Origin of the sequence: Scopulibacillus daqui (assembly GCF_016908855.1) — a bacterium.
Taxonomy (GTDB): Bacteria; Bacillota; Bacilli; order Bacillales; family Sporolactobacillaceae; genus Scopulibacillus_A; species Scopulibacillus_A daqui.
Genome location: NZ_JAFBER010000023.1, coordinates 15,335 through 41,958, shown reverse-complemented (window position 1 = coordinate 41,958; position 26,624 = coordinate 15,335). Strand labels below are relative to the sequence as shown.

General features: G+C 39.4%; 24 protein-coding genes and 1 pseudogene. 2 read left to right on the top strand and 23 right to left on the bottom strand.

The window, feature by feature from the left end:
• Positions 1-160: 160 nt before the first annotated feature.
• The 5 genes and pseudogenes from JOD45_RS13675 to JOD45_RS13655 form a co-directional block, all read right to left on the bottom strand.
• The gene (locus JOD45_RS13675) at positions 161-436 is read right to left on the bottom strand and encodes a coiled-coil domain-containing protein (protein ID WP_205004463.1); all 276 of its coding nucleotides are present in this window, start codon (positions 434-436) and stop codon (positions 161-163) included.
• A 250-nt stretch (positions 437-686) separates the two neighbouring features.
• Positions 687-1,199, bottom strand: a complete 513-nt coding sequence (locus JOD45_RS13670; protein ID WP_205004462.1) for a hypothetical protein — start codon at positions 1,197-1,199, stop codon at positions 687-689.
• A gap of 495 nt (positions 1,200-1,694) precedes the next feature.
• A complete protein-coding gene (locus tag JOD45_RS13665; RefSeq protein ID WP_239549281.1) occupies positions 1,695-2,471 on the bottom strand; it encodes a YhfC family intramembrane metalloprotease in 777 nt (258 codons plus the stop codon).
• 290 nt (positions 2,472-2,761) lie between these two features.
• A complete protein-coding gene (locus JOD45_RS13660) occupies positions 2,762-3,307 on the bottom strand; it encodes a bifunctional transcriptional activator/DNA repair enzyme AdaA (protein ID WP_380897317.1) in 546 nt (181 codons plus the stop codon).
• A gap of 7 nt (positions 3,308-3,314) precedes the next feature.
• Positions 3,315-4,611: pseudogene (locus tag JOD45_RS13655) on the bottom strand (APC family permease).
• A 410-nt stretch (positions 4,612-5,021) separates the two neighbouring features.
• On the opposite strand from JOD45_RS13655, the gene JOD45_RS13650 reads away from it, so the two are divergent.
• Positions 5,022-5,327, top strand: a complete 306-nt coding sequence (locus JOD45_RS13650; RefSeq protein ID WP_205004459.1) for a DUF3784 domain-containing protein — start codon at positions 5,022-5,024, stop codon at positions 5,325-5,327.
• 203 nt (positions 5,328-5,530) lie between these two features.
• Here the strand turns inward: JOD45_RS13650 and JOD45_RS13645 are convergent, their stop codons facing one another.
• From JOD45_RS13645 to JOD45_RS13615, 7 genes are all read right to left on the bottom strand, one after another.
• Positions 5,531-6,541 (bottom strand): LacI family DNA-binding transcriptional regulator, encoded by a 1,011-nt coding sequence (locus tag JOD45_RS13645; protein WP_205004466.1) that lies wholly within the window; start codon positions 6,539-6,541, stop codon positions 5,531-5,533.
• Positions 6,542-6,820: 279 nt separating this feature from the next.
• The gene (locus JOD45_RS13640) at positions 6,821-7,783 is read right to left on the bottom strand and encodes a sugar ABC transporter substrate-binding protein (RefSeq protein ID WP_205004458.1); all 963 of its coding nucleotides are present in this window, start codon (positions 7,781-7,783) and stop codon (positions 6,821-6,823) included.
• Positions 7,784-7,816: 33 nt separating this feature from the next.
• On the bottom strand, positions 7,817-8,812 hold the full coding sequence (locus JOD45_RS13635) for an ABC transporter permease (protein ID WP_205004457.1): 996 nt from the start codon (positions 8,810-8,812) through the stop codon (positions 7,817-7,819).
• Between the two features lies 1 nt (position 8,813).
• Positions 8,814-10,310 carry a sugar ABC transporter ATP-binding protein gene (locus JOD45_RS13630; protein WP_205004456.1) on the bottom strand — a complete coding sequence of 499 codons (1,497 nt, stop codon included), beginning with the start codon at positions 10,308-10,310 and terminating at the stop codon, positions 8,814-8,816.
• A 422-nt stretch (positions 10,311-10,732) separates the two neighbouring features.
• Positions 10,733-10,948 carry a hypothetical protein gene (locus JOD45_RS13625; RefSeq protein WP_205004455.1) on the bottom strand — a complete coding sequence of 72 codons (216 nt, stop codon included), beginning with the start codon at positions 10,946-10,948 and terminating at the stop codon, positions 10,733-10,735.
• Positions 10,949-10,987: 39 nt separating this feature from the next.
• Positions 10,988-12,037, bottom strand: a complete 1,050-nt coding sequence (locus JOD45_RS13620) for a hypothetical protein (protein WP_205004454.1) — start codon at positions 12,035-12,037, stop codon at positions 10,988-10,990.
• Positions 12,038-12,112: 75 nt separating this feature from the next.
• Positions 12,113-12,475 carry an RlpA-like double-psi beta-barrel domain-containing protein gene (locus JOD45_RS13615; RefSeq protein ID WP_205004453.1) on the bottom strand — a complete coding sequence of 121 codons (363 nt, stop codon included), beginning with the start codon at positions 12,473-12,475 and terminating at the stop codon, positions 12,113-12,115.
• A 339-nt stretch (positions 12,476-12,814) separates the two neighbouring features.
• On the opposite strand from JOD45_RS13615, the gene JOD45_RS13610 reads away from it, so the two are divergent.
• Positions 12,815-12,973, top strand: a complete 159-nt coding sequence (locus tag JOD45_RS13610; protein ID WP_205004452.1) for a hypothetical protein — start codon at positions 12,815-12,817, stop codon at positions 12,971-12,973.
• A 291-nt stretch (positions 12,974-13,264) separates the two neighbouring features.
• Here JOD45_RS13610 and JOD45_RS13605 read toward each other — a convergent pair whose 3' ends face one another.
• The 11 genes from JOD45_RS13605 to hpaD all read right to left on the bottom strand — a co-directional run bounded on the left by JOD45_RS13605 (position 13,265) and on the right by hpaD (position 26,624).
• Positions 13,265-14,716 (bottom strand): sugar porter family MFS transporter, encoded by a 1,452-nt coding sequence (locus tag JOD45_RS13605; RefSeq protein ID WP_205004451.1) that lies wholly within the window; start codon positions 14,714-14,716, stop codon positions 13,265-13,267.
• 174 nt (positions 14,717-14,890) lie between these two features.
• Positions 14,891-15,745 (bottom strand): class II fructose-1,6-bisphosphate aldolase, encoded by an 855-nt coding sequence (gene fba, locus JOD45_RS13600; protein WP_205004450.1) that lies wholly within the window; start codon positions 15,743-15,745, stop codon positions 14,891-14,893.
• Positions 15,746-15,907: 162 nt separating this feature from the next.
• Positions 15,908-16,942 carry a bifunctional inositol 2-dehydrogenase/D-chiro-inositol 1-dehydrogenase gene (gene iolG / locus JOD45_RS13595; protein ID WP_205004449.1) on the bottom strand — a complete coding sequence of 345 codons (1,035 nt, stop codon included), beginning with the start codon at positions 16,940-16,942 and terminating at the stop codon, positions 15,908-15,910.
• 16 nt (positions 16,943-16,958) lie between these two features.
• Positions 16,959-17,855 carry a myo-inosose-2 dehydratase gene (gene iolE / locus JOD45_RS13590; protein ID WP_239549280.1) on the bottom strand — a complete coding sequence of 299 codons (897 nt, stop codon included), beginning with the start codon at positions 17,853-17,855 and terminating at the stop codon, positions 16,959-16,961.
• 17 nt (positions 17,856-17,872) lie between these two features.
• A complete protein-coding gene (gene iolD, locus JOD45_RS13585) occupies positions 17,873-19,783 on the bottom strand; it encodes a 3D-(3,5/4)-trihydroxycyclohexane-1,2-dione acylhydrolase (decyclizing) (RefSeq protein ID WP_205004448.1) in 1,911 nt (636 codons plus the stop codon).
• A gap of 24 nt (positions 19,784-19,807) precedes the next feature.
• On the bottom strand, positions 19,808-20,785 hold the full coding sequence (iolC, locus tag JOD45_RS13580; RefSeq protein ID WP_205004447.1) for a 5-dehydro-2-deoxygluconokinase: 978 nt from the start codon (positions 20,783-20,785) through the stop codon (positions 19,808-19,810).
• Positions 20,786-20,806: 21 nt separating this feature from the next.
• Positions 20,807-21,628 carry a 5-deoxy-glucuronate isomerase gene (iolB, locus tag JOD45_RS13575; protein WP_205004446.1) on the bottom strand — a complete coding sequence of 274 codons (822 nt, stop codon included), beginning with the start codon at positions 21,626-21,628 and terminating at the stop codon, positions 20,807-20,809.
• A 238-nt stretch (positions 21,629-21,866) separates the two neighbouring features.
• Complete coding sequence (gene iolA, locus JOD45_RS13570; protein WP_205004445.1) at positions 21,867-23,345, bottom strand: CoA-acylating methylmalonate-semialdehyde dehydrogenase; 1,479 nt, start codon at positions 23,343-23,345, stop codon at positions 21,867-21,869.
• A gap of 495 nt (positions 23,346-23,840) precedes the next feature.
• Positions 23,841-24,536 carry a copper homeostasis protein CutC gene (locus JOD45_RS13565; RefSeq protein WP_205004444.1) on the bottom strand — a complete coding sequence of 232 codons (696 nt, stop codon included), beginning with the start codon at positions 24,534-24,536 and terminating at the stop codon, positions 23,841-23,843.
• A gap of 12 nt (positions 24,537-24,548) precedes the next feature.
• Positions 24,549-25,559, bottom strand: coding sequence for an asparaginase (locus JOD45_RS13560; RefSeq protein ID WP_205004443.1), 1,011 nt, complete (start codon positions 25,557-25,559; stop codon positions 24,549-24,551).
• 78 nt (positions 25,560-25,637) lie between these two features.
• Entirely contained in the window at positions 25,638-26,624 is a 987-nt protein-coding gene (hpaD, locus tag JOD45_RS13555; RefSeq protein ID WP_205004442.1) for a 3,4-dihydroxyphenylacetate 2,3-dioxygenase, read from the bottom strand.

Below are 26,624 nucleotides of genomic sequence, written 5' to 3'. Positions count from 1 at the left end.
TATTTGCGCTTTAAATTCGGATGAATATCTTTTTCGTTTCATAAACCTACCTTAACATATCCTTTCTTCGTGTCTAATTTCTTGGGTCCATTATATATACTCAATGTTCAATACCAGTTATAACATAACTCTAATCACTTAAAAGGATTTAATTACTCAATCAGTGTACTTTTAATTTTATATCAGCTACTTCACTATTTAAAAATGAAATATCGCTACCTATTCTTTGCTGATAACTTGTTAACTTACTTAAAATCTTTTCATCGGCATTAATGCTTTCGATTCGCAACTCTTTTACGTCATCCCTTATCTCTTTAACATCTTGCTTTAAATTTTTAATATCTTCTTGCATTATGTCCATTCTTTTATTTAATCCATCGACTTTCCCATTTAGGTTATCTAGTAATGACACAATTTGAGTTAATTGATCGCTCATATTTAAATCTCCAGGTTCTATGTGATTTTTATTACACCACGTTGCTTTTCTATGTTATTATACTATAATTCTAATATCGCACCGGGAAACGTGCCAAAATTCATTTTGACATTGTAGCCTTAGTTTATAATGCTTCAAAATTAGCTGCTGATCGTATTAATGCCATGTTAAATCAACAACAAGCTTCGTAGATTTAAAATTTTTAAAGGTATCAAAATCCTCCAGGTCTGTTTTTCTTTATACAATGGAATTATGAAATTGATTCAGATTCAAAAACTACTTTAGAATCATTTATTAACTCTTTAGTTATAGATAAATTCCAAGCCCTCATTCTTTTGTGCCATCTTTTATGTTTTAGAAATGTCTCCCAATCCAACTCTAAAATTTTTTGTAAAGAAAAATCTTTATTAAATTTAACTAATATCACATATTCAAATTTCTGTTTATCTTCTTGAGAATGTTGAGGGTCATTAAGCCCATAAAAAACTCCTGTCACATTCCCCGTTGTTGATTTAATACTATACCTATCACCATTTATACTGATAGCATCAATATTTTGAGTTCCTGTTGGTGCAGCCTGCAATTTGGGCAATCTTGGAGTATCTTGATAATATTTAATAGCTAAATATTCCCCTAACTCTCCTACTACATTATTTGTTCTAATCATGTTTCTTACTTTAAGTTCAGCTAGCCATTGGCCATAAATTTCTACTAATTCAAAGTCATTCATTGTTTTAAAAACTTCTTTAATATTTATAGTCATATTAACCCCACTACCTTGTATCTAAGTCAGTCTACATTACCTTTTTTTGATTTATCAGTATTTAATATCCATTTTAAGAAATATGTATTTTAGCCATTATTTTCTGAACTTCCCTATTCACTTACCTTCCTCTCCCCCATGTTTGAATAGAAAAAGTTATTTTTTTCACTTTATTTAACTTATATTTATATTTACTGTTTATTATATACGCTATTTCTGTTAAGCGACACCCTTACTGAACTTTAGAATTAAAAAAAGAAAGGTTTTCCCTATATAATTGCACTTGTATGGAATTTATGAACCTATTTTTTAGAGGAAATACCTTACAGTACACATGATTCACCATAGTTCATTAAAATATTTTCGCAAACCCTTTATAATTTGTTGGCAGCCAATCTAACTCTGCATAAAAGTATACAATTCTATACTTTTTAATAAATGCGGTACAGAATGTTTGAGCAAATAACCATGTTTTTTAAAATAAACAATAATATGTTAAAGACTTTGATTATTTGAATTGCCAGCGGATGTTTTTGAGAACCATAATTTTGATTTAATAATATGAATCCAAGAAAAAATCATCATAATAAAAAGGATTCCTTCTACAAAAAAAGGGCTCAGCTGGAACTTTTGAGAAATTAACGCAAAAAAGTCTACACTAGTGTGGATCAATATTGCATATAACAGGAATCTAATTTTTTTATTGCGAATGGCATAAAGAACCAATAAAGATAATGAAAGTTGAATAACAAAACTAAAGATTCGTTCAATTCCCCCTAATAAAAAGAAGGTTGGCTGATTTATCAAATGTTCCTTTATCATTAATAATGAAGAATCGCTTTTATCATGTAAATTAAGTAAAGTATTAAATTGCCCTGAATTGATCAAAAAGGATAAAGTCAAAAATTGTATTCCGCCAAAAACACCAATTAATATAGATTCAATTCCTCCGTGACCTATTCCATATGCAATGCCATGTTTCCATTCCCGATCATTTTTCAATAAATAATAGAATCCTATAAACCGGCCTAATTCTTCAAATATGCCAGCAGCAAGACCGCCATATAATGCATACAAATAAGGATTATTAAACCATGCTGAAGTATAGGGATTTATGTTTAAAATATAGACATTTAAAAACTTTTCAAGCATTTGAGAGAAAACAATAAAAATTAAAACACCTATTAGAACAGGTTTCCATGGTATCATTGTTACTCTTTTTTTAAGATAGATTAATGAACCAATAGGAACTAAGATTGAGACTACAATCATAAATATTATAGAAGAAATTGTTAGTGAACCGACCAATACTCTTTCACTTCACTTTCGAATATAATTTTTTGGGTTCCTAATAAAAAATTTTGTAAATTCAATAAATCAATTGTAACATTGGAAACTTTTCATTGTAAACGAATGGAAAAGAAATGATGAAATAAGTCCTATATAATGAAATTAGCTTTCATACAGCCAAAAGGTTCAAAACTCATTACATTCATCCGCTATTGTTCTTACAAGTGATTTGACTGCCCGGTTGTTAAAGGAATAAGATTTCAAGTTAGACCCTACAAGTCTTTGTTACTATTGTCTTGAAATTGACTCGGTGAAAGTCCCGTTCTGCGTTTAAACGCATGATAAAAGCTTGAAATGCTTTGATAGCCTATTTGATAACCAACCTCTGTGCTATTTAAGGAGGTTGTTAAAAGAAGCCCCTTTGCCTTCTCGATTCTGACTTTTTCTAAATACAGCCGTGGGGTATACCCTGTCCTGACCTTAAAAATCCGATCTAAATGAAATCGGCTTACCCCTACCTTTGATGCGATTTCAGCCAGCAGCAGTTTTTGATCATAATTATTTTCTATAATGTGTATAGTGTCATCTATAATCGGTTTGAATGGGTCATAATTTTTTGATTTTAAATCAGGCCGACATCTCTTGCAAGGTCGATATCCAGCTTTTAGAGCTTCGGCTGCATTTAAAAAAAAGGATACATTTTCATACTTCGGCACTTTAGACTTACAAGACGGCCGGCAAAAAATCCCCGTTGACTTGACCGCATAAAAAAATATCCCATCATATGCAGGATCGGACGAAACTATTGCTTCCCACATATCGTTTTTAGAAATATCGTTTAGGTTTTTCATTGGATTTTAAAACCTCCCTATCGGAAAAAAATCTCCTTTCCAAAAGCTTATAAATAACATATAATGCTGCGACAATTGCCGGAACGAAAATATACACTTGAAAAATAAGGAATCACGAGCAAACATAAAATGAAGGATCCTAATGATGCCCACCATGCCAGCGTGTTTTTCTTAAACAATTTAACCCCTGCTGCCATAGAAAGAATGTAAACCCATATCCCGAGAGAAGTCGGGATAAACAAAATATCATTAAACGTTAACGATAGTCCCCTCGTCACTAAAACCCCTGCTTGCGCAAAACAGATGACAAATAAAACCATGCGTCTAGGAATTTTAGCAGTTGTATGCCGTTTTGAAAAAAACTTTGGAAAAGCGCCATCCCTGCTTAAGGCATACCCTAATTGAGTTAAGCTTGCTACAAATGCATTTGCTGTCCCTGTGCAAATGATAAATACCAATACCGCTGTGACAACTTTGACTTCAACTCCGAATGTATTACCCATTATGATACTGATAGGCGAGAGGTTAGTTTCTTTACTGCCATACGCTGCTGTCCCAATGGTCACAAAACTTAGTGCCAAAAACAAGAGCCCTATGATAATAGCACTTACGGCAGTTCCTTTCACAATATCTTTTTCTGGCCTTTTAAAATGATTGGCCAGACTACAAATCGCCTCCCAGCCAAAAAATGACCAAAAAATCACCGTTACAGCACTCCCAACTGAAAACCATCCATTCGGAACAAAGGGAGTAAAATGCCTCCATTGTATACTTGGCAATGACACAAAGACAGTCAACAATAAAAGAGCTAATAAACAAGCACTTAAAACCAACGCTACTTTACCGCTAACATTGACACCATAATAATTCGAAACACCTGCAATTAACAACATAAAGACGGCAATTAATGTAGTTTCAACATGTGAAAATCCAAATGCTTCACTAACATAAAAAGCGCCGGTTAACGATACAATCGTTTGGCCAACTGCCGCCGTTACAAAGTAAAACCATCCGACAATACAGCCCAAATGATATCCAAAAGAAATTCTAACAAAAGTTGCAGCTCCTCCGGCATCTGGATATTGCCGGGCCAGACTTGCAAATGAGTATGCGAGAGGAAAGCTAATAAAAATCACGATAAGCCAAGAAATAATGGACGCAGGACCTGCTATTGAGGCTGCAACCTCTGATAAAAAGAGGACCCCTGATCCCAAAATGGCTGCAATGTATAATGCAATGCCTTGAAATAATCCAATAGATGGATTGTTCATCACGCCTCACCCCTTTTTCTTATTTAGCATATCAATCAAGGGGTAGGCATTTCTTCTTGTTTTTTGCGGTTTAATTCCTTCACGACCAAAATATATCGTTATTAACGCTGATTTCCTGCTTATGTGTATGCATCCATCTTGCGCCAGCAGCTCTTGTTCGGTTCTGCGTCAAATAGTTGGAGCAGGCATAACTAGTGAACTTAGACAACTTTTTTCCTTCATCCATCCAAATTTAGTTTATGATTTTTTAAATCATCATTCCCCTATTACTTTTTAAATTCAATGAAGCTACTATTGAATATTTGGAACATAGTTACTTAAGAACATTGAAACATTAAAAAAAAGCCATTCAAATCTCAATAGCAATTGTTATAATGGATTAAACAGGAAAATTATGGAGGTGCGAAAAAATGACTGCTAATACTGTTGGTTCTATTTTTATAGGAGCCATATTAATGTTATTGGGATGTTTAATCTGGTTTAAGAAGATGCTTTTCCTTATAGCAGGCTATCGAGAAGAGAAATATAAAGGAGACAAAAGAAAATTAGCTAAACAAGCGGGCGCTTTTGTTATTATCGTTGGCATGATGATTGCTATTTTGCCATTGTTCATTTATTGGTTTGGAAACATAGCAGCCATTATATTTAGTATTTTGTTAGTTATATCTGTTGTGGCATTGATTAGTATCATTAATGGCGGTCAATCTGAAAAATAAATGCCCAAAACATGCTTAGCAGCACAAACCATGGTCTTGGTCTGTGCTGCTTATGTTTGTTTTCAAATTATCCTAAAGCCGACGAGCGGCCTAATAAACCGTTGAACGATTCACGGTTGATTTCTTTCCGCAGCCAAAGCCCTATCAAATTAAAAATGATTATCGCTGAGAGAAAAAACACAGTATCAGATCATATGATAGATTTAGGGTGTAACCTTTTTATTATTTGCACCACTCGATTCTCTGACGACTAATTTATCATTTAAGACAAATCTTTTCTTTTGCAAGGTTTCGCCATTGATCAGTTTTAATAACAATTCCATAGCCTTGCTGCCGATTTCATATTTCGGCTGGTGAATGGTTGTAATATTCGGTTCATATATAGATGACATTTTCAGATTATCAAAGCCGACGACCGCCACATCTTTGGGAACGTTCAGCCCGCTGTCTTTGACCGCCTTAATGGCCCCGATTGCCATTTCGTCATTAAAAACAAATACAGCAGTAGGCGGCGTTTCTAACGCTAATAATTTCATCATCTGATCATAGGAAGATTCAAAGCTAACCTCGCTTTCTTGAATATATGCCGGATTAATAGTTATATCGTGGCTTAACATGGCTTGTTGATAGCCTTTTAATCGGTCGCGGCTGAGCACGACATTCATCGGGCCTGTGATATGGGCAATTTTAGTATGGCCTAAATGGATGAGGTGTTCTGTCGCTTTTCTAGCGCTGCTGATATTATCAATCGAAACCGTAGGCACATCTAATCCGTCGATATATTCACAAGCAAGCACCATCGGAAAATGATTTGAAATATTTTCTAAATCTTGTTGATCCATTCTCGCCGTCAGCAATACCATGCCATCCGCTTGCCTCTGAAGCAATAAATTAGTATATTCTTTTTCTCTTTTGGGATCATTCTCTGCGTCCCCTAAAATCACCTGATAGCCGTTGCGGACCGCCATATGTTCAATGCCCCTCAGCACTTCTGAAAAGAAAGCGTCTGTGATATCGGGGACAACGACAAGTATTGTTTTTGTTTCCTTTGTTCTAAATTGCCGTGCAACCATATGCGGCTGGTAATTGAATTCTTTAATCACTTTCATAACTTTTTCTCTAGTATCTTTACTTACCTTCTCAGGCTGACTGAGAACCCTTGAAACAGTTGCAGTGGATACATTCGCTAATTTTGCTACGTCGCTCATTTTCATTTTAATCACCATATTTTATTGTATTCGATTGCATAACATTTTAAAATAATAATGATTAATTTAGTAAAAAAGATACAAAATTTATAAAAAAAATGATGTTAAACCTATTGGTTCTGTTTAACATCACAATGACAAGGCATAAAATGATCAGTTGGCTTTATTTTTTTATTTTCCCATACACAATAACCATAGGTTGGGCAGGGGTAAACATCACCTAACCCATCTTCTGTCCTCAAGTTTTGCAATCGATTGCACCAATAGATTTTAAAACCGAAAAATTTACTGCCCGAGTATCTTCTGCAAAAAACTTAATTCCTTTTTGGCGTTTTCTTTTGAAATAACAGCTACACCGGTATCGATGCGCTTTTTGACACTTTTTCCGCCGGCTGCTCTTAACGCGTTTACAACACCGCGGTAACCCATGTCATACGGTTTTTGCGCAATGGTTCCGGCGAGATCCCCTTTAAGAATTGAGTTAACGGCTTCAATCGTTCCATCCGTGCCAATGATTGGAACTTTTAAATGATGGGCTTGAATGGCACGCGCTGCACCGATTGCCATGTCATCATTGGCGCAATAAACGCCGTTAATATCAGGATGGACTTGTAATATATTGGACATCACCGCTTCTGCTTCCGCTTTATCACTGTCGGCCGGCTGTTCGGCTACGACTTTAATATGCTGCTTTTCAAGCGCCTCTTTGGCTCCTTTGGAACGCGCATCAGTGGCTGTATTTCCCAGGGCTCCGTCAATTAAAACGACTTTGTCACCGGGCTTTAATTTCTGAGCCAGTAAATTTCCAGCTTGACGGCCAGCGGTTACGTTATCAGTTCCCAAAAATGATGTTTTGTCATCCCAATCGGCATCCGTATCAACTAATAATATTGGAACACCCATCTTTTTAGCTTTCTTAAAAACCGGGATAAGCGTCGGCGGCTGTGATGGAGATACAACCATGGCATCCGGCTTTTTCGTTAAAGAATCTTCGACTAAATTAACTTGGTCAAGAATGCTTCCTTCTGATGAAGGACCAAGAATAATCACGTTAGCATTGTGATCTTCCCCGGCTTTTTTTGCGCCTGCTTCAACGAACTTCCAGTATTGGCTGCTTAATGTTTTAAGGACAACAACAATTGTAGGTTTGCTTTTGGCTTCTACATTCGCATCATTATTGCTGCATCCTGTCAAAACAACACCGAGCAAAATCAAAAATATAAGCGATAAAGACAGCCGCTTTTTCATCGTTTTCCTCCTTTCAAATATCATCACAAATCCTTACTGCTTCTTGCTTGCTCTTTGCCTTAGTACATCAACAAACACAGCGGCAATAATGACGATCCCAATGATGGTTTTCTGCAAATCTGACGTAATATTCATTAAATTTAATCCATTTCTTAACACAGCGATAATAAGCGTTCCAACCATTGTTCCCCAAACAGTGCCGACACCGCCAAAGAAACTGGCTCCGCCAATAATAACGGCCGCAATGGCATCAAGTTCATAATCCAGACCAGCTAGAGGGAAAGCAGAATTGACCCGTCCTACAAGAACCAAACCGGCTAATCCAGACATCAGGCCGCTCAATGTATAAACAAGAATGAGCACCCGGTCAACATTAATCCCCGACAGATGGGCAGCATCGCGATTGCCGCCAATCGCATATATATATTTTCCTGTTGCAGTGCGTGTTAGGAAAAGATGAAATAGTATATAGATAATAACAACTAAAATGAAACTGACAGGTATCGGACCCGCAAAGGAACTTCCAAGAAACTGAACAGCCATAGGGAAACCGGCGATAGGAGCTGCTGCTGTTATAATTAATGCCAAGCCCCTGGCAATGTTCATCATGCCGAGCGTCGAGATAAACGGATGAGGCAGCCGCAGTTTAGTTAATAGTATACCGTTCACCCAACCGCATAGGGCGCCTGTTCCTACACAGATGATTAAGCCCGCAATCGGATTGAGTCCCATATTAACAACTGCAATGCCCATACACATGATCGATAAAGCCAAAATTGAACCAATCGATAAATCTATGCCGGCAGTTAAAATCGGCAGCAGCATGCCAATAGCTAATAATGCATTAATTGATGATTGTCTTGCGATATTCATGATATTATTTAAAGATAAAAAGTCGCGATTAAGGATCGCTAAAATCAAACAAAGAAGGATTAATCCAATTAATGAGCCGAATTTGTTTAAAAACGCTTTTACCGTTTTTTTCTCTTTAACGATTTCCTGATTTTCATCGAATGCAACATTTGCCATTCTATTTCCCTCCCGTCGCAGCCTTCATAATGATTTCCTGATTTGCTTCTTCTTTTTTCAAGTCCGCTGTTATTGTTCCTTCATTCATAACAAGAATGCGGTCGCACATTCCCATTAATTCCGGAAGCTCAGAAGAAATGATCATAACGACAGCACCTTCTTGGACAAGCTGATTAATTAGTCGATAGACCTCGACTTTCGCACCGACATCAATGCCCCGAGTCGGCTCATCAAAAATAAAAATTTTAGCTTTCGTTGCAAGCCACTTAGCAATCACAATCTTTTGCTGATTGCCTCCGCTTAAATTTCTCGCGTGTTCTTCCTTTCGTTGAGGATTCACTCTCAGCGCTTTTATGTAAGCCCCTGCTGATTGAAGCAGCTCGCGATTGCTGAGCATCATGCCTTTTTTATAGTTTTTCATACTGGCAATATTAATGTTAAAGGCCAGTGATTGATCAAGAAACAAGCCTTCGCCTTTACGGTCTTCTGTAATGAAAGCAAAGCCGGCCGCGATGGCATCCTTCGGTTTTTTGATATTCACTTTTTTTCCAAACACATAAACATCTCCTGAATTTTTCTCATCCGCACCAAAAATGGCTCTTGCCATTTCAGTTCGTCCGGCGCCGACTAATCCTGATATCCCCAGGATCTCTCCTTGGTATGCGGAAAATGAAATGATAGATTGGCTGTTCTTTAGTTTTAAATTTTCTATTCGCAACCCTTCTTGTTTCATTGAAAGGCTGGGCCTTTTCGGATATTTTTCATCGAGCGCGCGGCCGACCATCAATTCAATTAATTCATCCTGAGAAGTCTCTTTAACATCTAATGTATCGACTTTCGCACCGTCTCTTAAAATCGTAATTCTATCGCCAATTTCCATTAGTTCATTAATTTTATGCGATATATACACAATACTGATCCCTTGCCGGATCAGTTCATCAACTGTCTGAAGCAATTGTTCAGTTTCGGTTTCACTTAAACTTGCTGTCGGTTCATCCATAATGATCAGTTTGGCATCTACTGTAAATGCTTTGGCGATTTCAACCAATTGCTGCTGGCCGACACCCAGCTCGCTGATCTTTTTATCGGGATCAATGTTTTGTCCAAGCCTTTTTAGATAGTTTTTGGCCCTTTCCCGCATTTTAGTTCTATCTAAAAGACGTGCGCCTTTTTTTAATTCTCTTCCTAAAAAAATATTTTCGCAGACGGTTAATTCCGGAATGAGATTCAATTCTTGATAGACTGTTGCAATCCCATATTCCATTGCATCCGCAGGGCCGGAAAACTTCACAGGCTTGCTGTTCCAATACATCTCCCCTTCATCTATCGTATAAGCTCCTGTCATCATTTTAATTAAAGTTGATTTCCCGGCGCCGTTTTCACCGAGCAATACATGAACTTCTCCAGGAAGAACACTAAAGCTGATGTTTTTGATCACCTTGTTCCCGGAAAAACTTTTGCTGATGTTTCGAAGTTCCAAGAGCGCTTGGATGCTCATGTTTTTTAACCCCCTTCACTTTATAATTAAAACGCTTACATAATTGGTAAAGGCTTATATTCCTATCCTCCTTTCTAAGCAATCGTTTACATTTAAAATGAAAGATTTTCAATATAACCTTTCAAAACATCAAAAAATGCAATCGATTGCAGAAAAGTCAATATAATTAAAATATAATATACAACACAAAGGGATTTTAGTCAATTAAAATTCTAAAGTTTCTAACCATTTTAAAAAAAGGGGCTGTCCAAAATATAACTGACTTTTTGGACAGCCCCTATACATTACATATTTTTTCATACATAATCAGACAATCAGGCCCGCTTCAAAAGATGGTTAAGTAAAGCGGAAAAACAAATTGCCGGCATATGGTGAATGACTATTTCACAAATATGAAATGAAGATTATTAAAAAAGGACAGACTAATCCCATTTACTCTGCATAGACAAACAGAGCCTTTGAACATATTCAGTTACTTGTTCAAAGTCGGGAATCGCAGTCTTAGAAAATGCATCACTTTTTAATAATCCTCCAAAACGGTAAAATTCAGTAATAATTTTAGACCGGCTTCTTGAAAAATTCAAAGGTATAGCTGTTTCATTTCGAGTGGTTATGCCGGGCAAACCCTTCACAGCCATTTCAGCAGCTGAACTCACAATCAAAAGGTTAAATAAGCTCTATCTAATGACTGAAAAGTTATTAATAATGCCGCCTTTTTTATGCCAGACCTGTTTTATTTCTTTTGTTTTTAAGTTGTAGCAATAGATCGCCCTTTCCTTTGCTTCTCTGCCGCCTTCATCTTGAATTAATCTTGCATTTTTTGAAACCGCAAGGAAATAAATTGAATTTTCGTCGTTAGCATACTGGGCTAATGATTGCTTCAGCAAAGTGAACTCGTGATTATCTGAAATGATTGGGTATTTTTGTCCTGTTTTCAGATCAACTTTATATATCGTACTTTTTTCAGTATTGCCGGACGAGCTTGAAGCAGTAAAAAGCGCTTCGTTCCCTGACGGTGACATTGATACATCTTGAATAGATTTCTTTACGGCAAGGATTTCTTTAATTTTTTTGCCGTCTCCGGCCAAAAGATTCAAGTGCATCGTCGCCGGCAATGGGGGTTTGCCTTTTTTATTGGCCTCATCTGTATTTTTATAATCTTCCCGTACGGAAAAGTTTAGTACAAGGAGTTTATCCTTTGAAGGATTGTAATCGAAATAAGCAACACTGTTATCCTTTTCTTTTGGATCTAACACATAAAAAGCGCCTTTTTTAAGGTCATAAACAGCAATTTGAAAGTTCTGGTGATGAGGCAAAACCACTCTCATATATAATCTCGAGTGAACGTTATCAAGGTGAAGGTTATCTACATATAAAAATTTATGCGATAGTTGCTTTTTCGTTTTTGTTTTTAAATTAAGCTGATAGAGCTGCGTGAAATTTTCCGAATCCTTTGATGTAAAATATAAATGATTTTTTCCAAGTGCCGCTGAAGGATAATCTGTCATTTTTCTTTTGTCAATCAGTTGATTATCACCGTTAAAAAGGTAATAAGAAGTATCTAATTGAGCATCAGTAAATACAGTTAACAACTTTTGATCATCATGAGATGCCGATTTTTGAGCGGTTACCGAGGAGTCATTCCTCTGGTATAGAAAAAACAGAATGACAATAAAGACTGCGAAAGCTATCATTATAAAAATGGTTGTACGTTTATGTAGCCGCATTGAGGTTAATCACTCCTTAATCAAAAAGTAAAGAGATGGACTCTTTACTTTTTGATTAGATCTTATATGTTTTTATTAATAAGTGTACTTTCCATGTATCACACCATAGGATAATGATCCAGCCAAAGTTTTAAATACCCCCGGCATGACATCGATGACTGCATTCGGGAGCCTTCCCATGTCCCATTTATAAACAGTCGCTTGCTTCCCCTTATCTGAAACGACTTTTATTTTTGTTCCCGCAGGCGGGTTATCAAAACCTATTTTTAAGGCACAATCATGAGATGCTAGCTTTTTGCCATGAGCGCCTATTTTGCCTTCACCGTAATAATATGTAATATTGCCTTTTACTGTTTTTGCCTGAGAATGCCCGATTAAGGCTAGCGATCCTGATAACAAGATTGCAAGAACAGTAAAGGATGCTAAGACTTTCTTCACTGCAATTCACCTCCTTTCAAGCAGTACATACAGATATTCTGCAAACCTTCTCAAAAACCTTCTATATCATACAATAAAAAAATCCCCGCATCCATATAGATACGAGGGGTTGACATGAGACAGGCCTTAAATCGCTCATGTGCCTTAAGAGAAAAAAGAGTAAAAATGTTGAATCTTTCTTTTGGTTATGTTTGGCACGATGGTATTAAGACCTGTGTGATGCAGTATATTACATATTTGCTTGTATGTAAATCCTAAGGGCTTTTCTTCAATAAATGTTCAAATCCCTCTTGTGACATTAAGATCTCGGACGATCAACTGCATGATATAAAAGCGAGATTGGATTTTGAAAAAAGCATCAATGATATGGCAAAAACAAAAAATAAGAAAGAAATCAGCCAAGCTGCTGATGATAGAAAAACATACGATTGTTTGATGAATCTCCCGCAAAATATAACTTGTCAAAATTCTTCAGATTCACAAGGCGCAGTTTGGTAAAGTCCTGCTATGACGATTTCTTACCTGCCAATTTCTCCATCATATAAGCGCCCCATTAAGACCAGTTATTAAAGGCATTGCAGCAAGGCCAATAAAAACCCGATAATCAAGGCGATTACCGGATTTTTTTCAAATTTATTCACCGTTCTATTTTAAATCATTTGGCGGCGCTGTGACATTGCGCTTTACTCTCTTTACGTTCACTATGGAAACAGGCGTATATGATCACATTCATTTTGTATACGCTTACGAAAGTTATGATTAATAACTTATAATAAACAGCTTGGGCGATTATCTGGCTTTTTCCATTGCCGGTTCTTGAATGTCACTAACATCATAGGCGCGGAATTGCTGCTCAAGCTCCTCTAATGTTATGCCTCTCGTTTCTGGCATAAATTTGCTTACAAATAGAATGCCTGCTATTCCAAGGATGACAAAAATAAAGAATGTTGCTGACAATCCGATATGGGCGAGCAATATAGGGAACAAAAAACCGACAAGAAAGTTCATCGTCCAGAGACAAAACACACAAAACCCCATACCGATTCCGCGCAATCGCAGCGGAAAAATTTCAGAAAGCGTCAGCCACGTCACCGGCCCGACAGCTCCTTGCATAAAGGCAAGGAAGATAACTGTTAACGAAAGGACAATAAAAGGAAGCGCGGCGGAGTCTTTTAATGTTATTGAAAATATTCCGATAAGTAAAAGCGATGTTGTCGTGCCTGCCAATCCCGTTATTAACATAGGCCGTCGATTGACTTTTCCCAGAAGCCAAATACCAACAATAACCGCTAAGACCGAGATTATGCCGTTTGCGATATTGCCAATTAACGCGGCATTGGTTCCGAAACCTGATTCACTAAGAATTTCGGTGCCATAATACATAATTGAATTAACACCGGTAATTTGGTTGCAAAGAGCAATGCCAATTCCAATAAATACAATACGCCGCACCCAAGGTACCGTCAGATCTTTAATGGCTGCCTTCTCCGTTTCCGACTCTCTAGTCAAGGCTTGCTTGATTTCCTTGAGCTCTAATTCAGCCCGTTTTTCCTCGCGTATTTGACTTAGAACACGCAAGGCTTCGCCAATTTTCCCTTTTGAAACAAGCCAGCGCGGGCTTTCAGGGACAATAAGCATCCCAAACCATAATATGACCGCTGGAAGCGATGCGATAACAAGCATGTACCGCCAAACATGTCCGGTTTCACCAAACGTTGTGCCGATAGCAGCGTTGAAAGTGAATGCCAAAAATTGTCCGGTCACGATCATGAGTTCGTTTTTGCTAACCATTCGGCCCCGGTGTTCCGCAGGCGACATTTCTGCCAAGAAGGTCGGCACAATGACAGAAGCGCCTCCTACAGCAATGCCCAATAAAAATCGAAACACAATCATTATTCCCGCATTAGGGGCAAATGTACAGCCTAACGTGGTAAAAAAGAACAGGACGGCCAGCGAAAGAATCGTTTTACGGCGTCCATTACGGTCAGAGAGCCTGCCGCCGGCCAGCGCTCCCAAAGCAGCACCTAATAATAATGAACTTGTCACAAGACCTTCAGTCAATGGATTCAAATTAAGCTGATCTGGTTTAGACATATATGGTAAAGCGCCGTTGACGACACCCGTGTCATATCCGAAAAGGAGCCCCCCAAAAGTTGCTATTGTCGTAATGGTCCGCAAGAACGCCTTTTGACTTCGGGACTTCTTTGTGGTGCCATCACGGCTTTGTACATCACTTTTCAACAAAATACCTCCCTTAACCACCTTTTTGGAAATTTTTAAAAAATTATATAGAGGGAAAACGTTTTCAAAATGATTATAAACATTAAATGACTAGTAAAATAAATAGCGTTTTTGTAATCGATTGCATCATAAGGAGGTGCCTTATTTGCCCTGTATAAGACATCTCCTTCTTTTTTAAGCCTTGTAACTTGAGCCAAATTCTTTTATTTTTCCTTTGACTGTTGCGACGACAGCTTCTTTACCCGGTGCCGTGATTGTTCTGAGATCGTAAATGTCACGGTCATTTGCTAACACTTCACGAACAGCTTGCGTCCAAGCTTGCAGACATTCGGTATTAACATTAATTTTAGCATGACCTAATTTGATAGCTTTCTTGATTTGATAATCCGGTATGCCTGAACCGCCGTGCAATACTAATGGCACACCAGTCAGTTCAGAAATCTGCTTCATCTCATCAAAGCCGAGCTTAGGTTCGCCTTGATAAGGTCCATGGACTGAACCAAGGGCGGCTGCCAATGCATCAATGCCGGCTTCTTTTACCATTCGCAAGCATTCATTTGGGTCGGCATATTTTATTCCGCCAATAAGGCCATCTTCCATACCGCCCACTGTTCCTACTTCCGCTTCAACGGATACTTGGTATGGGCGGGCATAGTCTGCCACTTGTTTAGTCATGGCAATATTTTCATCAATCGGGCAGTGGGAGCCATCTATCATGACTGAAGTAAACCCGGCATCAATGGCTTTTATACATCTGTCAACACTCATGCCGTGATCTAAATGAAGCGCTACCGGAACGGTTATTGACATTTCTTCTAAAAGGCCTTTAATCATAGCGGCGATCGTTTTAAAACCGCCTAAATAATCAACGAGCCTGTCGGAAGCGGCCACAATAACAGGGGCACGTTCTTCTTCTGCGGCTTTTAATATCGCTTGTGCCCACTGCAAACTATTAATATTGAATTGTCCGACAGCATAATGATTTTCTCTCGCTTTCAACAGCATATCTTTCATTGATACTAAAGACACTGATAACGCCTCCTTCTCAAAAGAGACTGATTGGAATCGTCATAACTTTGATCTAACCTTCAACTTCTCTTTTAAATATTATCGGTTAAATTTAACTGCAGGCCGGATTGCCGCAAAACGCCAAATCTTTCATGTGATGTGGCGGGAACTGCTTAGCTTATGTTATCGCTTGCTTTCTGATCCATCTTGATAAAAGTCCGGTTTTTCTTTTAATGCAATCGGTTCCCTTACGCCGGTTTTTTGCGCCTTAACACAAGCATCTGCAGTGACGGCGGCAATGTATCCGTCCCAGGCTGTCGGCCCGCTCGGTTCGCCTGTTTCCCTGATAGAATCTATAAAGCTTTGCAATTCTTTGTCATACGCATCAATAAAACGTTCTTTCCAGTCCATTAATATATTCTTGCTGAGCTGCGCGTTTTTCCGGATAAGAATGCTTGAAACTTCCGGTAATTTTATAATGCCTTCTTCGCCTACGATTTCACATTGAATATCATAGCCGTATTTGCAATTAACAAAGACCTCGGCATGAATATGCACACCTCTCTCGGTCTCTATTAAGAAAATTTGCGGGTCTTGCAAATGGTCAAGGGCGCGCTTCGTCTTCTTAGGAAAAATCGCTTGTACAGATTTATAATCATCGTCAATCAACCAATGCAAAACATCGATTTCGTGAATCAAAGTATCAGTAACCGCCATATCTGTTGAATAAGTTTCAGCACAGCTTGGATTTCGATGAGCGCAGCGAATGATTAGCGGCTCGCCGATCATATTGCTGTCAAGAGCTTCTTTTAACTGCACGTAGCCGCTGTCGTATCGGCGCATAAATCCAACTTGCACTAAGCGCTTGCCATGCTTTATTTCCGCTTCGACAATGTTCATGCAGCCTGCCGCTGTAGCAGCTAATGGCTTTTCGCAAAAAACATATTTTCCCGCTTTAATGGCTGCCAATACACTTTGTTCATGTGCGGGCCCCCAACTTGTGACAAGGACGGCATCAACGTTTTCCGCATTAACAAGTGATTGATCATCCGGGTAAATTTCAGCATTTAATTTAAATTGGCCGACGGCTTGTTTTGCCGCTTCCTGGTTAACATCTGTGACAGCAACAATTTCCCCGCCGGATAGTGTATTCGTCATTCTTCTTATATGGTCCCTGCCAATCGCACCTGTGCCGATAACGCCGAATCTTAAGGTCATACCATTTTCACCCCGGTTATTTGCTGCTTACTAACAATAAGTTTTCATCAATATATTTTCTTGCCATCAAAGCATATTCTAACGGATGAGCGACCTTGGGATCCTGTTCCGCTTCAATGACTATCCATCCCTCGTACCGCGCATCAAGCAATGTTTGATACACTTTCGTAAAATCGATGCAGCCGTCGCCCGGCACTGTAAACAGACCTTGTAAAAAAGACTGTATAAAAGACCGGCCATCGTTACGGCACTGATCTAATACGTCCTTTCTTACATCTTTAAAATGAACGTGCTTAATCCGATCAATATGCTTATTTAATATTGTCATATAATTTCCGTCAGAGACGTAAATATGCCCGGTATCATACAGGAGATGCACCACTTTTGGATCGGTATTGGCGAGAAGGCGGTCGACTTCTTCTTCTGTTTGTACGCCTGTGCCCATATGATGGTGATAAACTAATTTCAGCTCATAACGTTCCGCAATTTTTCCAAGCTCATTTAATCCCCTGCACAGTTTTTCCCATTCTTCATCCGAAAAGTGCGGTTTTTCAGAGAAAACGTTTTTTTCAACGCTTTGAATGCTGTAAGTCTGCTCTGAAACCACAGCCACGCTTGCATGAACTTCTTTTAGAAATTCACAATGTTCGGCAAAGGATTGGGAAACCTCTTCAATGCCGTCTCTAATAATATAACTGCTGAACCATTGTCCCGCTATCTTTAAGTTGCGAAGCTCGAGCTCTCTATTTAATACCTTGGCTTCGGGAAAAAAGCCGCCGACCTCGGTCCCTTGGAAACCTGCCACAACAATGTCGCTTAACAGGTGCGATAATGTATTCTCCGCGCCAATTTCCGGTACATCATCATTGCGCCAGCCAATAGGAGCAATGCCCCATAAAATTTCTCGTTCCATGATTATTCCTCTTTTGCTCAATATTGTTTTGCCGTTTTAAGTTTTTCTTGTCTCAGTTGATAGGCTTTTTGAATACCTTCTTTATTCGAAACTTCAGCGACACCGACATTCCACCAGCTGGCGTAGCCGTCTGTCATTGTCTTTGGAAGGACTTTGACCTCTATTAAAGTAGAAACATCTTGCTTCTTCGCATCTTCTATAGCCGCTTTCAATTCTTCAGGCGTATTAACACGATAAGTCCTAGCGCCGTAGCCTTCGGCAACTTTAGCATAATCAATATTTAAAATTTGATGATCATGCGTTCTAAATTCACAGAAATAACTGCCGCTGCCGTGAGACATTTGCAAATTGCTGATACAGCCGAATCCGGAATTGTCAAAGAGAACCACATTGATTTTTTGATGATACTGAATCGCAGTAATTAATTCAGAGTGCAGCATGAGAAAGCTGCCGTCTCCTACCATGGCGTAAACTTCTTTATCAGGCTTGGCTAACTTGATGCCTAATGCGCCTGATATTTCATACCCCATACAGGAATAGCCGTATTCAAGATGATAAGTATCCGGCACTTCCGAGTTCCACAGGCGCTGCAAATCACCTGGCAGCGATCCGGCAGCGCAAATAATCGTACTGTCAGGATCAACCGTTTCATTAACAGTGAGCAATGCTGCCGTTTGTGCGAATTCGGTATTTAAAGCGTCGGCATATTCATTTAGTACCTCTTGAGGGAAATGATTTTTAATTTCCGGATCAAAATTTTCCCGGTTAAATTCAATTTTTCGCAAACGGTCACGTTCAATAGACCAAATTTCTTTCAGTTCAGCAATGGTGCTGCCGAATTCTGTCACATAGCCCTCCAGCATAGGCGCTAATTTCTCTAATGTTGTTTTTGCGTCGGCGACAACTTGGAAAGCATCTAATTTATATGCTTGCATCCGGCTGACATTAATGTTCAGAAACTTTGCTTTATCAAAGTCAAAAGCGGTTTTTGACGAAGTGGCAAAGTCTGTATATCTGGTGCCGATGCCAATAATTAAATCAGCTTGACGCGCGGCTTTATTGGCCGCTAACGTACCTGTAATCCCCAAGCCTCCTAAATTATTTTTAAATCCAGCTTCTACTGTTGATTTGCCGGCTTGTGTCTCGACTAACGGGATATTGTGCTTTTCAGAAAGCGTCATTAATATGTCGCGTGCGCGGGAATATTTGGCGCCACCGCCAACAATAATGACCGGTTTTTTGCTTTGCTTAATGAGGTCGGCCGCCCCATTCAATTCACGGTCCGTAGGTGCTTTGCGATCGAGATAATGAACGCGCTTTTCAAAGAATTTCTCCTCAAAATCATAGGCTTCGCCTTCGACATCTTGTGAAAGACAGATTGTCGCTGGTCCCGCCTTTGCCGGGTCTGTCATGACTTCAAAAGCGCGGATCAAACTTGACATTAATTGTTCCGGCCGAGTGATGCGGTCCCAATAACGTGATACCGGTTTCAGAACATCGCCGGTTGTAACGGCCAAACTATGTTCATGTTCAACTTGTTGTAAAACCGGATCAGGCTGGCGTGACGCAAAAGTATCGCCAGGCAAGAACAATACTGGAATGTTATTGGCAAGCGCCGTGCCCGCTGCTGCAGCCAAATTCGCTGAACCCGGCCCCACAGATGTTGTAACGGCATAAATTTTTTGCCGAAACATTTCTTTACTGAAAGCAATCGCTGCGTGCGCCATTCCTTGTTCGTTTTTTCCTTGAATAACTTTCAAATGACCGGCGTCTTGTTCAAGCGCTTGACCGATCCCGAGAACATTGCCATGTCCAAAAATATTAAAGATGCCTTCAACAAAAGGAAATTCTTGACCATCAACATGAATATATTGCTGATTTAAAAATTTGATTAAAGCTTGTGCTGCGGTTAATCTGACTGTTTTCAAATTTCTCCCCCCTGACCGCTCTCATTAAGCGTTGACTGAAATTAACTCCTCGATTTCTTCCACATTTGGCATCGCTTCAGAAGAACTGTGTTTGCTGACCACAATGGCGGCTGATGCACTGCCGAACTTTAAGGCGGTATCAATGCCCTTGCCTTTGACTAATGCATACAGGAATGCTGATGCATAGGAATCGCCTGCGCCAAACGTTTTTAATACTTTTGTCTTATAAGCTTGGCCTCTGAATGTTTCTCCGGATTTTGTATAAGCAAAAGAACCTTCGACACCATGTTTGATCACAATTAATTCAGGTGAATGTTTAAATAAATACTCGATGGTTTCCTCGTTTTTTCCATTGAATCTGTTTTCCATAACGTCATATTCATCACGGGTGCCGATGACCGCATCCGCTTGTTCCGCAACTAACGAATAATATACGGCTGTTTCTTCGGCGGAAGCCCATGAATACGGGCGGTAATCCAATTCAAAAACCACTTTCACTTCATTCTTTTTAGCTAAAGCAACCGCTTTTAGCACCGCTTCACGGGATGGGCTTTTTGCTAAGGCTGTACCCGATACTAGCAGAATTTTCGCTCTTCTTATGTAATCCTCATTGATCTCAGATGGCTTTAAATACAAATCAGCGACTTCTTCCCGGTACATTAAAATACTGCAATCTTCCGGACTCTTAATCTCTGTAAATGTTAATCCAGATTTATGGCCTTCTTTATCAACAACAATATTTGATGTATCAATGCCGGCATCACTCATATATTTTTCGATAAAACGTCCATGCTGGTCATCGGAGATTTTTCCTATAAATCCTGTTTTAAGCCCGAGTTTACAGGCGCCTATAACAATATTAGCCGGCGAGCCGCCTACATATTTTGTAAAAGTCATTGTCTCTTCCATTGGACAATTGTAGTCTGCAGCATTTAAATCAATGCAAGCGCGGCCAATCGCAATCATGTCAAATTCCCTATCCTGATTAAATTCAAATTTCATGTTCAATGACAACTCCTTTCATTATGATTTGCGTTCCAATATCCATTCATGGTCAGGATCGTTGTGAAATTTCCAGATGCGCTTCGGCCCCGCCATAACATTTAAATAATAAGACGTATAACCTTCAGGTACGCCGACCGGATGATAGCCTTCCGGGACTAAAACGACATCGCCGTTCTCAACAGTCATTGTTTCATCAAGTGAACGATCATCGGTATAAACACGCTGGAATACAAAGCCTTGCCGCGGATTCAATTCATGATAGTAGGTTTCCTCTAAAAATGACTCTTCCGGCAGATGATCCCGATCGTGTTTATGCGGCGGATAACTTGACCAATTGGCGCTCTCTGTATATACTTCAACAACTAGCAAACTATTCGCAGAGGGATCAGAATCCGGCAAAATATTGTGAACTAATCGCTTATTATTTCGGGTTCCTCTATTTTCTATGCCATTATCTGACGCTTTAATCAGTTTTGTCGGCAATTGTTTCTCTGAAGGCGAATAGCAAAGCGCAATGCGAGCTTGGCTCACAGCTTCTATTTCAAAACTGCGGTCATTGGAAACATACACACTGTCTGTAGGTATCTTATCGAACACGCTATCGCGGGTGCCTATATTGTTAAATGTCTGTTCTTTATCTGTGACATTCATTTTGCCTGCTAATGCTACAATGCAGCATTCTTTCTTTCCTAATGTTTCCTCATATTTAGCACCTGGGGCTAAATCTACTATTTTAAATTCAACATATTTTAGCGGTGAATTTTCTTGTGTGACTTCATGAACAATTTTGATACCTTGTGACAGTTCACTTTCTTTTGGTTTTTGGAGCAGTTGACTCATCATTATGACCTCCTCGTTTTTATCCCGGATAACCGTGCCTAGACTCCTGCCGAAAAAACTTCGTGAACCGAGGATTCCGCGCCCCTCCGTTCAACTTGCCATCAGCAGAGGATATGAACCCTCCACCGATGGAAGCTGCCCTTTAGCAGAAGGAGACCAGTGAACAGAGAAAAAACAAGAAATAAAAATGCCGCTTTCTCTGTTCTGACCTTCTTCATCATCTATTAATCTGTTGAACTTATTCGAAACTAGGCGCTTTATAACGAGCTGTGACCACTTTTTTGCGTGTATAGAAGTCTACGCTGTCTTTGCCGTTGGCATGCAAAGTGCCGAAGAATGATGATTTCCACCCGGAGAATGGGAAGAATGCCATTGGTGCAGGAACCCCTAAATTAACGCCTAGCATACCTGCATCAATATTTTCACGGAAATAACGGACAGATGATGCATTTGATGTAAAAATACATGCGCCATTCGCAAATTCCGACTTATTAGCTGTCTCAACGGCTTCTTTTAGGTTCTTTACGCGAACAATAGATAATACCGGAGCGAAAATTTCATCTTTCCAAATCGTCATATCAGTGGTTACATGATCAAAGATGGTCGGTCCAACGAAGAATCCTTCATCTGATACGCGTTCACGGCCATCGACTACAAGCGTTGCCCCTTCTTCAATGCCTTTTTCGATATAGCCGATTGTCCGTTTTTGATTTTCTTCTCTGATCACTGGTCCTAAGAAAACCCCGTCGTCTAAACCGTTGCCCATCTTAATATCTTTTGTTTTTTCTGTCAGTCTGGCTAAAAACTTATCAGCAATGCCTTCTTCTACTGTAACAACAGAGCAAGCCATGCAGCGTTCACCGGCCGATCCAAACGCTGAGCCAATAACATTTGTTACCGCTTCTTCTACATCGGCATCATTTAGGACAATCACATGGTTTTTGGCGCCTGCCAATGCTTGAACGCGCTTTAGATTCTCGCTCGCACGTTTATAGACGTATTCCCCAACCGGCTTAGAGCCGACAAATGAAATCGCTTTTATTTCAGGGTGATCTAGAATGCCGTTAACGACGTCGTGCGCACCGTAAACAACGTTAAATACGCCTTTTGGAAGACCCGCTTCTGTGAATAATTCCACTAATTTCTTTGTTAACAGCGGTGTTTTTTCTGATGGTTTTAATACAAATGTATTGCCTAAAGCAATAGCCATCGGGAACATCCAGCACGGTACCATCATTGGGAAATTAAAAGGAGCGATGCCGCCGACAACGCCGATTGGATAACGATAGTTTGCTGCTTCAATATCCGTAGCTATTGTGGATAATGAATCTCCCATCATTAAAGACGGCGCACCTGATGCAAATTCTACATTTTCGAGACCCCGAAGAACTTCCCCTTCAGCCTCAGGAAGACTTTTGCCGTTCTCAATTGTAATAAGGCGGGACAGTTCATCTTTATTTTCCAGCAATAATTGATGGTAGTTGAACAAAATTCTTGCCCGTTTTTGAACCGGAACCCTTTTCCACTTCTCAAATGCCGCTTTCGCCGCTTCTGCCGCATGTTCGACATCTTCTACTGTTGAAATCGGAACCCTTGCAATAACTTCCTTTGTTGCCGGATTATAGACATCTTCATACTGAGTTGTTTTGCTTTCAATCCATTCGCCGTTAATATAATTTTTCAACTTTTCTCCCGTTAAAGTTTCTGCAACTGCCATGATTTCTGCCTCCTTGAGCATTATTTATTGACATTTTCATGTTAAATGAATGCAACTGTGTTGTAATCGATTACATAAAAAGTTAAAAATTTTAAGTGATTTTTACTCTTATCATAACCATACAATAATCACGATTTTTTGTAAACGCTTTTTTTGATATTTATATATGATTCTAGTTTCCTATTCTTTTTGGGAAAATCTCCTGCAATCGATTACATTTATTTTAAAATGTATTTTTAGTTTATATTGGAACTATAAAACATTTCATATCTTTTGTCAATCATTTTAAAACATTAAGATACTATATAAAAATCATAAATTCAGCCGTTTCTGAATAGACTTTTCTATACGACACCTCCTCTTTGCTTTAAAAAACAGCTTGGCCAGTAACATTTGCTGACAACTGGCCAAGCCTAAACCATTGGAATTTGCCGAGAACGGCTTTGTGCTTTTAACTAAAAAATGAACATCTGCGTCAAATTGGCAATGACTCATTTATATGCTTAATGCAGAACAAATCTCTTTAACGAGGCTTAATCTATCCGGATCGATGCCTTTAAGATAGCTTTTGTCTTTGCGCACACCGCTGCCCAAGTGTATTTCCTGAACACCTGTTGATAAAATAAAATCTTTAAGTCCTTTGGGTTTTAATCCGCTGCCGGCAAGAATTTTGATATGTGAATCACGTGTTTGATCGACAAGTTTTTTAATTTGTTTGCTTCCCTTATCAGCTGTCTGAGCTTTTCCTGATGTCAAAATTCTATCAATCTGCGAAAAGGCTGTTAATTGTTCCAATGCTTTTTCCTGATCGGCGACATGATCAAAAGCCCGATGAAAAGTAACTGATAAATTTCCCGCTCTCTCTAGTAGCAGATGAAGCTGTTCATCAGCAATGCCTCCACTATCATCCAACGCACCAACAACAATGCCGGCCGCCCCGATTTCTTTTACGATATCAATGTCCTGAAGCATCACTGCCATATCATCAGCTGTATAAGAAAATGAATGACTATGCGGGCGAATCATCACTTGGACGGGAATATTAACTTTATCTACAACTTGTTTAATTAATCCGAAGCTTGGCGTTAAGCCGTCTTCACTTATCGCACTTACCAGTTCTATGCGATCCGCGCCATATCGTTCGGCGTCTACAGCATCCTGCAGGTTTGTTGCAATGACTTCTATTATCATACTTTTCACCTCTTATATAGCCTTGTTCAATTTAAATGGCGTTTCTATCTGACCGACAACCCATCCGCTATCATTTATTATCTTATTAGGTTTCAATTGTTTTAAACGGTTAATCGTCTTTTTATTTTCATAATCCAATTGCTCAAGAACGCGGGCGATGATATTCGGCCATACAGCTTCTGAACCGCTGTATACTTTTAAAGCAACTGCTGTTCTTTCCTTTTTTAAGCCTAGGCAGTAGACGCCTTGAGCCCCGCCCTTAGCCACAATATTGTCATCCTTTAACAGTTCCGTACAAATAAATTGATGTGATGCAACCATTTCTGGCGCATGATTCATAATCGCCGTCATTCGCCGGACTGCCTCTCGTGTCTCTGTATCTTTAATCAAATCAGGACAAGCAAGCTTCAAATAAGACAAAGCCATATGTTTTAGCGGCAATGCAAAAACAGGTACCCCGCAGCCGTCAACCGCTATTTTGATGCTTTCTTTCGGGCATTCAGAAAGTTCGCTGAGTGTGTGATGAATAAGTGTCTGAAGGGGGTGATTGATGTCCCAATATCCACTTTTTGACATGCCCTTTTCTTTGCACCATGCAAGAAACCCTAGATGCTTGCCCGAACAATTGTGGAGAAGTCTTCTTCTGCTAAGATTGTGATTAAGGTATTGTTCTTTTGGTTTTTCATTTAAAGGATAAGACGGCGGACAACATAAATCATTTTCATCAAGTCCAAGTTTTTCTAAGGCGCTCTCAAGCGCTTTAAGATGATAATCTTCTCCACGCTGTGACGCAGTAAAAAGCGCCGCTTCTTGGTCTGTCAGGCGATACTTTTTATCAATATTTTCTTTAAATAACGGAATCGCCTGAAGCGGCTTTGCTGCAGATCGGTAATAAACGTATGTATTGGCATCGCCGATATGAAAAGCCAATTCTCTGTTATCTGTAACCCCGCATATGATGCCTTCATGAATATTTTCTATAATATTTCCCCGCCTTTCGTTGACTAACACAGGATGCCCCATTCCAATCACCGTCCTTTTTTCAGTCAGTCTACTGATAAAAATAAAGTATAGGCCTGCATTTAGCAAGCCTATACTTCTTTATGATTTGGCATAATTCGGTTTCTTTTGAACGCCTACAGAATCTTTAGTATCTACTGGTTCTCCTGTATAGACATTAAGGAATGGCGAGGCTTCTTCAAACCAGCTGTCAGGCGCCGGATGCCCCCAAAGCGTTTGTCTTTGCGGGTCATCGAAATCCCACTTTAATGGTTTAAAATCGGGGTCGCCTGTAAAATAATCGCCCGTATATAATTCGATGCGGTTTCCGTCAGGGTCTTTTAAGTATAAGAAGAAAGCATTCGATACGCCGTGGCGTCCCGGTCCACGCTCAATGGAGCTGCTGTATCCAAGCGAGGCAAGAATATCGCAAATATTTAATATGCTGTTCGGTTCGCTTAAGAAATAGGCAAAATGATGAAGCCTTGGCCCATGACCGTTGGTAAGCGCTAAGTCATGAACAGTCGGTTTTCTGTACATCCATGAGGCCCACATTTTATTATCTTTAGTCACTGTATATTCCGAGCATCTGAATCCTAATTCATTGATAAAGAAACGATGCACAGACTCAACATCCGGAACCATGCAGTTAAAGTGGTCGATGCGCTGCACTTTAGCACCTTTATATTGATCATACCGCCGCAAACAGCTCTCAACCGTTTCCATTTCATAGTAAAATTCTAGCGGAAGACCATGAGGATCCATCACTCTTATAGCTTCGCCAAGCGCATACTGATCACCTTTGTCAAACCATTTGACAGGACATTTGATATTTTCAAAGTAGTCCGCAAGCGTTTCTAAATCCGCTTTTGACCAAACTTTAAAACCTAAAGCTTGAACGCCTGTTTGCGCAGATTTTTTCAGAACGAGACTGTGATGATGGTACTCTTCCAGTCCGCGTAAGTATAAGTGTTCACCGTCATTTTCCGTTTCAATGAATCCCAATGCATTGACATAGAAATCTTTGGCAGCATCAAGATCAGCCGCATTTATGATCGTTCTAGCCGTACGTATGATATTAGCATTCAT